The organism is Pseudomonas sp. 2(2015), assembly GCF_000955865.1.
Taxonomy (GTDB): domain Bacteria; phylum Pseudomonadota; class Gammaproteobacteria; order Pseudomonadales; family Pseudomonadaceae; genus Aquipseudomonas.
In genome coordinates this window covers 121,157-127,966 of the sequence record NZ_JYOF01000025.1, presented here as the reverse complement: position 1 = coordinate 127,966, position 6,810 = coordinate 121,157, and the positions used below count along the sequence as shown (strand labels likewise).

Annotated in this window: 7 protein-coding genes; 6 read left to right on the top strand and 1 reads right to left on the bottom strand. The window is 60.1% G+C overall.

Annotated features, from left to right (window positions below):
- The first annotated feature begins 251 nt into the window (after positions 1–251).
- Positions 252–1,565, top strand: a complete 1,314-nt coding sequence (gene brnQ / locus UB48_RS26225; RefSeq protein ID WP_045202210.1) for a branched-chain amino acid transport system II carrier protein — start codon at positions 252–254, stop codon at positions 1,563–1,565.
- A gap of 189 nt (positions 1,566–1,754) precedes the next feature.
- The gene (locus UB48_RS26220; RefSeq protein ID WP_045202208.1) at positions 1,755–2,495 is read left to right on the top strand and encodes a DUF599 domain-containing protein; all 741 of its coding nucleotides are present in this window, start codon (positions 1,755–1,757) and stop codon (positions 2,493–2,495) included.
- Between the two features lie 86 nt (positions 2,496–2,581).
- Here UB48_RS26220 and UB48_RS26215 read toward each other — a convergent pair whose 3' ends face one another.
- Positions 2,582–2,857: a hypothetical protein gene (locus UB48_RS26215; RefSeq protein WP_045202206.1), complete on the bottom strand. Its 276-nt coding sequence runs from the start codon at positions 2,855–2,857 to the stop codon at positions 2,582–2,584.
- Positions 2,858–3,009: 152 nt separating this feature from the next.
- On the opposite strand from UB48_RS26215, the gene UB48_RS26210 reads away from it, so the two are divergent.
- The 4 genes from UB48_RS26210 (at position 3,010) to UB48_RS26195 (ending at position 6,725) form a co-directional block, all read left to right on the top strand.
- A complete protein-coding gene (locus UB48_RS26210; protein ID WP_045202204.1) occupies positions 3,010–3,486 on the top strand; it encodes a PaaI family thioesterase in 477 nt (158 codons plus the stop codon).
- Complete coding sequence (locus UB48_RS26205; protein WP_045202202.1) at positions 3,483–3,944, top strand: PaaI family thioesterase; 462 nt, start codon at positions 3,483–3,485, stop codon at positions 3,942–3,944. The genes UB48_RS26210 and UB48_RS26205 overlap by 4 nt, the downstream gene beginning before the upstream one ends.
- A 94-nt stretch (positions 3,945–4,038) precedes the next feature.
- Complete coding sequence (htpG, locus tag UB48_RS26200) at positions 4,039–5,943, top strand: molecular chaperone HtpG (protein ID WP_045202200.1); 1,905 nt, start codon at positions 4,039–4,041, stop codon at positions 5,941–5,943.
- A 56-nt stretch (positions 5,944–5,999) separates the two neighbouring features.
- Positions 6,000–6,725, top strand: coding sequence for a dienelactone hydrolase family protein (locus UB48_RS26195; protein ID WP_045202198.1), 726 nt, complete (start codon positions 6,000–6,002; stop codon positions 6,723–6,725).
- Positions 6,726–6,810: the final 85 nt, after the last annotated feature.

The window sequence follows — 6,810 nt, the reverse complement described above, 5'->3', positions numbered from 1 at the left end:
AAGCTTGCGGCTTGTAACTTGCCGCTTGAGGCTGTCGCGCAAGCGACACGCATATTCACACATCGGACAAGCAGCCCTGCAGCAGTGCGTTTCTGTGACAAATTCGTTAACCTATGCACTCATTTTGTGCCCGCTCCCCAAAAGGGAACGACACGCTAAACGGGTCTGGCTCATCCAGCCAGGCAGCATTTCCCTCACCCAAGGGGAAATCCCTCTCTAAATCCCGATTTCAGCAGTGTGGTATTTCCTTAATGAAAGTTTTAAAAGGCCAGGACATCCTGGCACTTGGTTTTATGACGTTCGCTTTGTTCGTCGGCGCGGGCAATATCATTTTCCCACCTATCGTCGGTCTGCAATCCGGTCCACACGTGTGGATGGCGGCGCTGGGTTTCCTGATCACTGCTGTGGGCCTGCCGGTTATCACTGTTGTCGCCCTGGCCAAGGTCGGCGGCGGCATGGATGCCCTGAGCAGCCCGATCGGCAAGGTCGCCGGCGGCCTGCTGGCGGCGGTGTGCTACCTGTCGGTAGGCCCGCTGTTCGCCACTCCGCGTACCGCCACCGTATCCTTCGAGGTGGGTGTTGCGCCGCTGACCGGTGAAAGCCCGCTGGCCCTGTTTATCTACAGCCTGGTGTACTTCCTGGTGGTGCTGGCGGTATCCATGTACCCGGGCAAGTTGCTCGACACCGTCGGTCGCTTCCTCGCGCCGCTGAAGATCATCGCCCTGGCCGCACTCGGCATCGCCGCGTTCATGCTGCCCGCCGGTGGTATCGGTGAAGCGCAGCCGGCCTACGTTGCCGCACCGTTCTCCCAGGGCTTCATCAATGGTTACCTGACCATGGATACCCTCGGCGCCCTGGTGTTCGGTATCGTCATCGTCAACGCCATCCGTTCGCGCGGTGTCGAATCGCCGCGGCTGATCACCCGCTACGCGATCATCGCCGGCCTGATCGCCGGTGTCGGCCTGGCCCTGGTGTACATCAGCCTGTTCCGCCTGGGTGCCGGCAGCCATGAAATCGCCGCCGGTGCCAGCAACGGCGCAGCGGTACTGCATGCCTATGTACAGCACACCTTCGGCTCGCTGGGCAGCGGCTTCCTGGCCGTGCTGATCGCCCTGGCCTGTCTGGTGACCGCCGTTGGCCTGACCTGCGCCTGTGCCGAGTATTTCAGCCAGGTACTGCCGCTGTCGTACCGCACCCTGGTGGTGATCCTTGCCGGCTTCTCGCTGCTGATCTCCAACCTCGGCCTGACCAAGCTGATCATGTTCTCGATTCCGGTGCTGACGGCTATCTACCCGCCGTGCATCGTGGTCGTAGGCCTGAGCTTCTGCAAAGAACTGTGGAATTCCGAGGTGCGCATCCTCGCGCCGGTGATGCTGGTTTCGCTGCTGTTCGGCATGATCGATGCCATCAAGGGCACCGCCCTGGCCAGCGAACTGCCGGAAATCCTCGCCCACCTGCCGCTGAGCGAGCAGGGCCTGGCCTGGCTGGTACCGTCGGTAGTGGCCCTGGGCGTTGCGGTGGTGTGTGACCGCATGCTTGGCAAGCCACGCGAAGTGCTGGCCTGAGAATTGGCCCTATGACGGACACCGGCCACAAGCCAACAGGGTGACCGTCACGGCAAATTCCGAGCCCCGTGTCCGCAAGGACGCGGGGCTTTTTCGTTTCTGCACGGCAGACGTGTCTTTTTCTGCGCTAAAGCGTCGAAAGCCGGTCAATGGGCTTTATTGTGCTCGAAACTTCAATCAGGACCTTGCATGAGCTTCATTCAAAGCAATCTGATCCACTTGCTGGCCGCCTGCTGGTTCGTTGTCTGCTGGGGCGGATACACCCGTTATGCCACCTGGAAGGGCCGCGATACCGCTTGCCTGGCCAGCGTGCTGCACCTGTACCGCGAAGACTGGATGCGCCGCATGCTGCTGCGTGACAACCGCATCGCCGATGCCAGCGTGATCGGTAACCTGGAGCGCAACGCCTCGTTCTTTGCCTCCAGCACCTTGATCATCCTGGCCGGTATTCTCACCGTGCTCGGCGCATCAGACCGTGCGGTATCGTTGCTGGCAGACCTGCCGCTGGTGCAGCAGGCGTCCCAGGGCATGTCGGAAATCAAGTTGCTGTGCCTGGCGATGGTATTTGTGTACGCCTTCTTCACTTTCAGCTGGTGCATGCGTCAATACAACTTCGCCGCCGTATTGGTGGGTTCGGCGCCGATGATCGGCGAGCGTCAGGTCAGCGAACTTGAGCGCAAGGCCTTTGCCCTTAGAGCGGCCAAGGTTATTTCCCTGGCCGCCAACCAGTTCAACTTTGGCCTGCGTTCCTATTACTTCGGCATGGCCATGCTCTGCTGGTTTATCAGCCCCTGGTTGTTTATGTTGATGAGTACCGGGGTAGTACTGGTGCTGTATCGCCGTGAATTCCACTCCGATGTGCTCGATGTGATGGTCTATACCCCGACCGAAGCGCCGGTGGCGGAACCCGGCAAAGAGAACCTCGCCTGAAGGTTATTGACTGAATCGTTTAACCCTATTGCAACAGGCATAAAAAAACCCGACAGCGTCGGGTTTTTTTATTCCGGCGGGCTTGCTTACTTGGCAGGCTCGGCAGGAGTAGCTGGAGCAGCAGGTGCAGCTTCTTTTGCAGCTTCTTCAGCGGCTTTCTGTTGCGCTTCGGCCTGATCTTTGGCGGCTTCGGCGTTTTCTTTCGCGGCCTCGTTCACTTTATCCTGAGCTTCACCCATCTTCTCTTGGGCTTGCTCGGCGTGTTGTTGAGCATCTTGGGCTTTGTTCTCGCTGGCTTTATCGCAAGCGGCCAGGCCCAGAGCAGCGGCGAGCATAACGGCAAAAGCAAAAGGTTTACGCATGGGGTGTTTCTCCTTGTGGAATAAGTTACTTGTTCCTTCGAGCTCAAGTAACCGGTAGAAGTTCCGCGCACAATACAGATATATAACAAATGGTTCTATATGGACATTTGCCAGACTGTGTGCATGTTCTCAATGGCCCGGGAGTTTTTCAAATGACCGACACTTCTTTGCTGGCAATGGCCGAACGTTTTCTCTCGGCATTGCGACATTGCCAGGTGCTGCAGATGCGCGTGCATCACGCTGATGCCCAAGGCATGACCCTGGTGTTGCCGTACTCGACGAAGATCGTCGGCAACCCACAGACCGGCGCCGTGCATGGCGGGGCGGTGACCACCCTGATGGACACCACCTGCGGCATGGCTACCCTTTGTGCGCTGCCTGAGTTCGAGGTATGCCCGACGCTAGACCTGCGCATCGACTACATGCAGCCGGCCGAGGCCGGCAAGGACATCTTCGGCCATGCCTACTGCTACCGCGTTTCTCGCGATGTGATCTTCACCCGTGGGCTGGCCTACCAGGACGACCCGCAGCAGCCGATCGCCCAGGTGGTTGGCACTTTCATGCGCCTGGGCAAGGGTATCAAGGGCGGCCTGAATTTCGCCAGCAAGCTCAAGGGGAGCGGCCAATGATTCCGCCAGAGGTACACCAGCAACTGCGCCAGGCCCATGCCGAAGGCAATTATGAGCCGCTGCTGCAGTTGATCCCTTATGCCGGATTGATTGGTATCCAGTGCAGCCGCCAGGGCGATGACCTGTTATTTTGCCTGCCGGCCAGCCAGGACAACATTGGCAATCCGTTGCTGCCGGCGATCCACGGCGGGGTGATCGCAGGCTTCATGGAGCTGTCGGCGGCGCTGTACCTGCTGATTTTCAGCGAAAGCGCGGCGATCCCGAAGATCATCGACTTTTCCATCGACTACCTGCGCGCCGGCCACTACCGCGACACCTACGCCCGCTGCCAGCTATGGCGCCAGGGCCGGCGGGTAACCAACGTGGCCATAACCGCCTGGCAGGGCGACGCGGACGAACCGATTGCCACGGCGCGCGCGCATTTCAAGATCGAAGAAATGACTTCGCCCTTGAAATAGCCCCAGCCACCCCCATCTGTTGTGCATCCCGCCGTGAAAGCAGGCCGCCGGCCTGCCCAACGACAACTGCCATCAGATCGGAGTGTTGAAGACCATGAGTGTGGAAACTCAAAAAGAAACCCTGGGCTTCCAGACCGAGGTGAAGCAACTGCTGCACCTCATGATCCATTCCCTGTATTCGAACAAGGAAATCTTCCTTCGCGAACTGATTTCCAACGCCTCCGACGCCGTCGATAAACTGCGCTTCGAAGCCCTGGCCAAGCCAGAGCTGCTCGAAGGCGGCGCCGAGCTTAAAATCCGCCTGAGCTTCGACAAGGACGCCAACACCGTCACCCTCGAAGACAACGGCATCGGCATGAGCCGCGAAGAGGTCATCGCGCACCTGGGCACCATCGCCAAGTCCGGCACCGCCGACTTCATGAAAAACCTCACCGGCGACCAGAAGAAGGACTCGCACCTGATCGGTCAGTTCGGCGTGGGCTTCTACTCGGCCTTCATCGTCGCCGACAAGGTCGACGTATTCAGCCGCCGCGCCGGCCTGCCAACTGCCGAGGGCGTGCACTGGTCGTCCAAGGGCGAGGGTGACTTTGAAGTTGCCACTGTCGACAAGGCCGAGCGCGGTACGCGCATCGTCCTGCACCTGAAAAAAGGTGAAGAAGAGTTCGCCGACGGCTGGCGCCTGCGCAACATCGTCAAGAAGTACTCCGACCACATCGCCTTGCCGATCGAGCTGCCAAAACAGGTCGAAGTCGGCGAAGGTGAAGAAAAGCCGGCCGAAGAATGGGAAACCGTCAACCGCGCCAGCGCCCTGTGGACCCGTCCGCGTACCGAGATCAAGGACGAGGAATACCAGGAGTTCTACAAGCACATCGGTCACGACTTCGAGAACCCGTTGGCCTGGAGCCACAACAAGGTCGAAGGCAAGCTTGAGTACAACTCGCTGCTCTACGTACCGGCCCGCGCCCCGTTCGACCTGTACCAGCGTGAAGCGCCACGCGGCCTGAAGCTGTACGTGCAGCGTGTGTTCATCATGGACCAGGCAGAATCCTTCCTGCCGCTGTACCTGCGTTTCATCAAGGGCGTGGTCGATTCCAACGACCTGTCGCTGAACGTTTCGCGCGAAATCCTGCAGAAAGACCCGATCATCGATTCGATGAAGTCGGCGCTGACCAAGCGCGTGCTGGACATGCTCGAGAAGCTGGCCAAGAACGAGCCTGAGCAGTACAAGGGTTTCTGGAAGAACTTTGGCCAGGTGATGAAAGAAGGCCCGGCTGAAGACTTCGCCAACAAGGAAAAGATCGCCGGCCTGCTGCGTTTCGCCTCCACCCATGACGAAAGCGGCGAGCAGAGCGTTGCCCTGGCCGACTACCTGGCCCGCGCCAAGGAAGGTCAGGACAAGATCTACTTCCTCACCGGCGAATCCTACGCGCAGGTCAAGAACAGCCCGCACCTGGAAGTCTTCCGCAAGAAAGGCATCGAAGTGCTGCTGCTGACCGACCGTATCGACGAGTGGCTGATGAGCTACCTGAGCGAATTCGACGGCAAGAGCTTCGTCGACGTCGCCCGCGGTGACCTGGACCTGGGCAAGCTGGACTCTGAAGAGGACAAGAAAGCCCAGGAAGAAGTCGCCAAGGAGAAAGAAGGCCTGGTCGAGCGCCTCAAGGCGGCGCTGGGCGAGAGCGTCAGCGAAGTGCGCGTGTCGCACCGCCTGACCGATTCGCCGGCGATCCTGGCCATCGGTGAACAGGACCTGGGCCTGCAGATGCGCCAGATCCTCGAAGCCAGCGGGCAGAAGGTGCCGGACTCCAAGCCGATCTTCGAATTCAACCCGGGCCACCCGCTGATCGAGAAGCTGGACAACGAGCAGAGCGAAGACCGTTTCGCCGACTTCTCGCACATCCTCTTCGATCAGGCCGCGCTGGCGGCGGGCGATAGCCTCAAGGACCCGGCGGCGTACGTTCGTCGCCTGAACAAGCTGCTGGTCGAATTGTCGGCTTAAGTAGTTGCAGGAAAGCCCGCTTCGGCGGGCTTTTTTCATTGTGCAAGGAGGAGTGCATGAGCAAGGTTACCGTCGAATCGCTGGTCTATCATGTTGCCGGCAAAGCCTATGAGAGCCGCTTGTTCTTTACCCAGGGCGCCCGCGAACAGCCTGGGTTGGTGATGGCACCAAACTGGATGGGGGTGGGCGAGGGCGCCGAGCGTATCGCCCGCGAAGTCGCCGCTCAGGGCTATGTGGTGTTGCTGGCCGACATCTACGGCCAGACCCTGCGACCGTCGAACATGGATGAAGCAGGGGCGGCGATGATGCCGCTGAAGAACGACCGCGTCGAGCTGCGCAAGCGCCTGAAGGCGGCGCTGGACCAGTTGCTGGGGCAATCGAAGGCGGTACTGGAGCCTGGCAAGCTGGCCACCTTCGGCTTCTGCTTCGGCGGTTGCTGCGCCCTGGAGCTGGCCCGCGAAGATGCCCGCCTGCTGGCTGCGGTGTCGTTCCACGGCACCCTCGATACGCCGCTGCCGGCGGTAGAAGGCAAGGTCAAGGCTTCGATGCTGGTGCTGCATGGCGCCGCCGACCCGTTCGTGCCCAAAGAGCAGTTGCCGGCCTTCGAAGTCGAGATGGATGCGGCCAAGGTCGATTGGCAACTGATCAGCTATGGCGGCGCGGTGCATTCGTTCACCGATACCGCGGCGAACATTCCCGGCAAGATGAAGTACGACGCCCGCACATCCAAGCGCGCGTTCCGGGCAATGTTCAATTTGCTCGATGAAGTGTTCCAGCGCTGAGTGAAGGGGCAAGGCTGGCTCTCACAATGGACCTGTATGTCTCCACCCTGTGGGAGCCGGCGTTGCCGGCGATCGACCGCGTAGC

What these genes read in the sequence shown, in the direction of transcription:
- UB48_RS26210 (WP_045202204.1), top strand. Translation starts at nt 3,010, where the DNA reads ATGACCGACACTTCTTTGCTGGCAATGGCCGAACGTTTTCTCTCGGCA.
- htpG (WP_045202200.1), top strand. Translation starts at nt 4,039, where the DNA reads ATGAGTGTGGAAACTCAAAAAGAAACCCTGGGCTTCCAGACCGAGGTG.
- UB48_RS26195 (WP_045202198.1), top strand. Translation starts at nt 6,000, where the DNA reads ATGAGCAAGGTTACCGTCGAATCGCTGGTCTATCATGTTGCCGGCAAA.
- UB48_RS26215 (WP_045202206.1), bottom strand. Translation starts at nt 2,857, where the DNA reads ATGCGTAAACCTTTTGCTTTTGCCGTTATGCTCGCCGCTGCTCTGGGC.
- UB48_RS26205 (WP_045202202.1), top strand. Translation starts at nt 3,483, where the DNA reads ATGATTCCGCCAGAGGTACACCAGCAACTGCGCCAGGCCCATGCCGAA.
- UB48_RS26220 (WP_045202208.1), top strand. Translation starts at nt 1,755, where the DNA reads ATGAGCTTCATTCAAAGCAATCTGATCCACTTGCTGGCCGCCTGCTGG.
- brnQ (WP_045202210.1), top strand. Translation starts at nt 252, where the DNA reads ATGAAAGTTTTAAAAGGCCAGGACATCCTGGCACTTGGTTTTATGACG.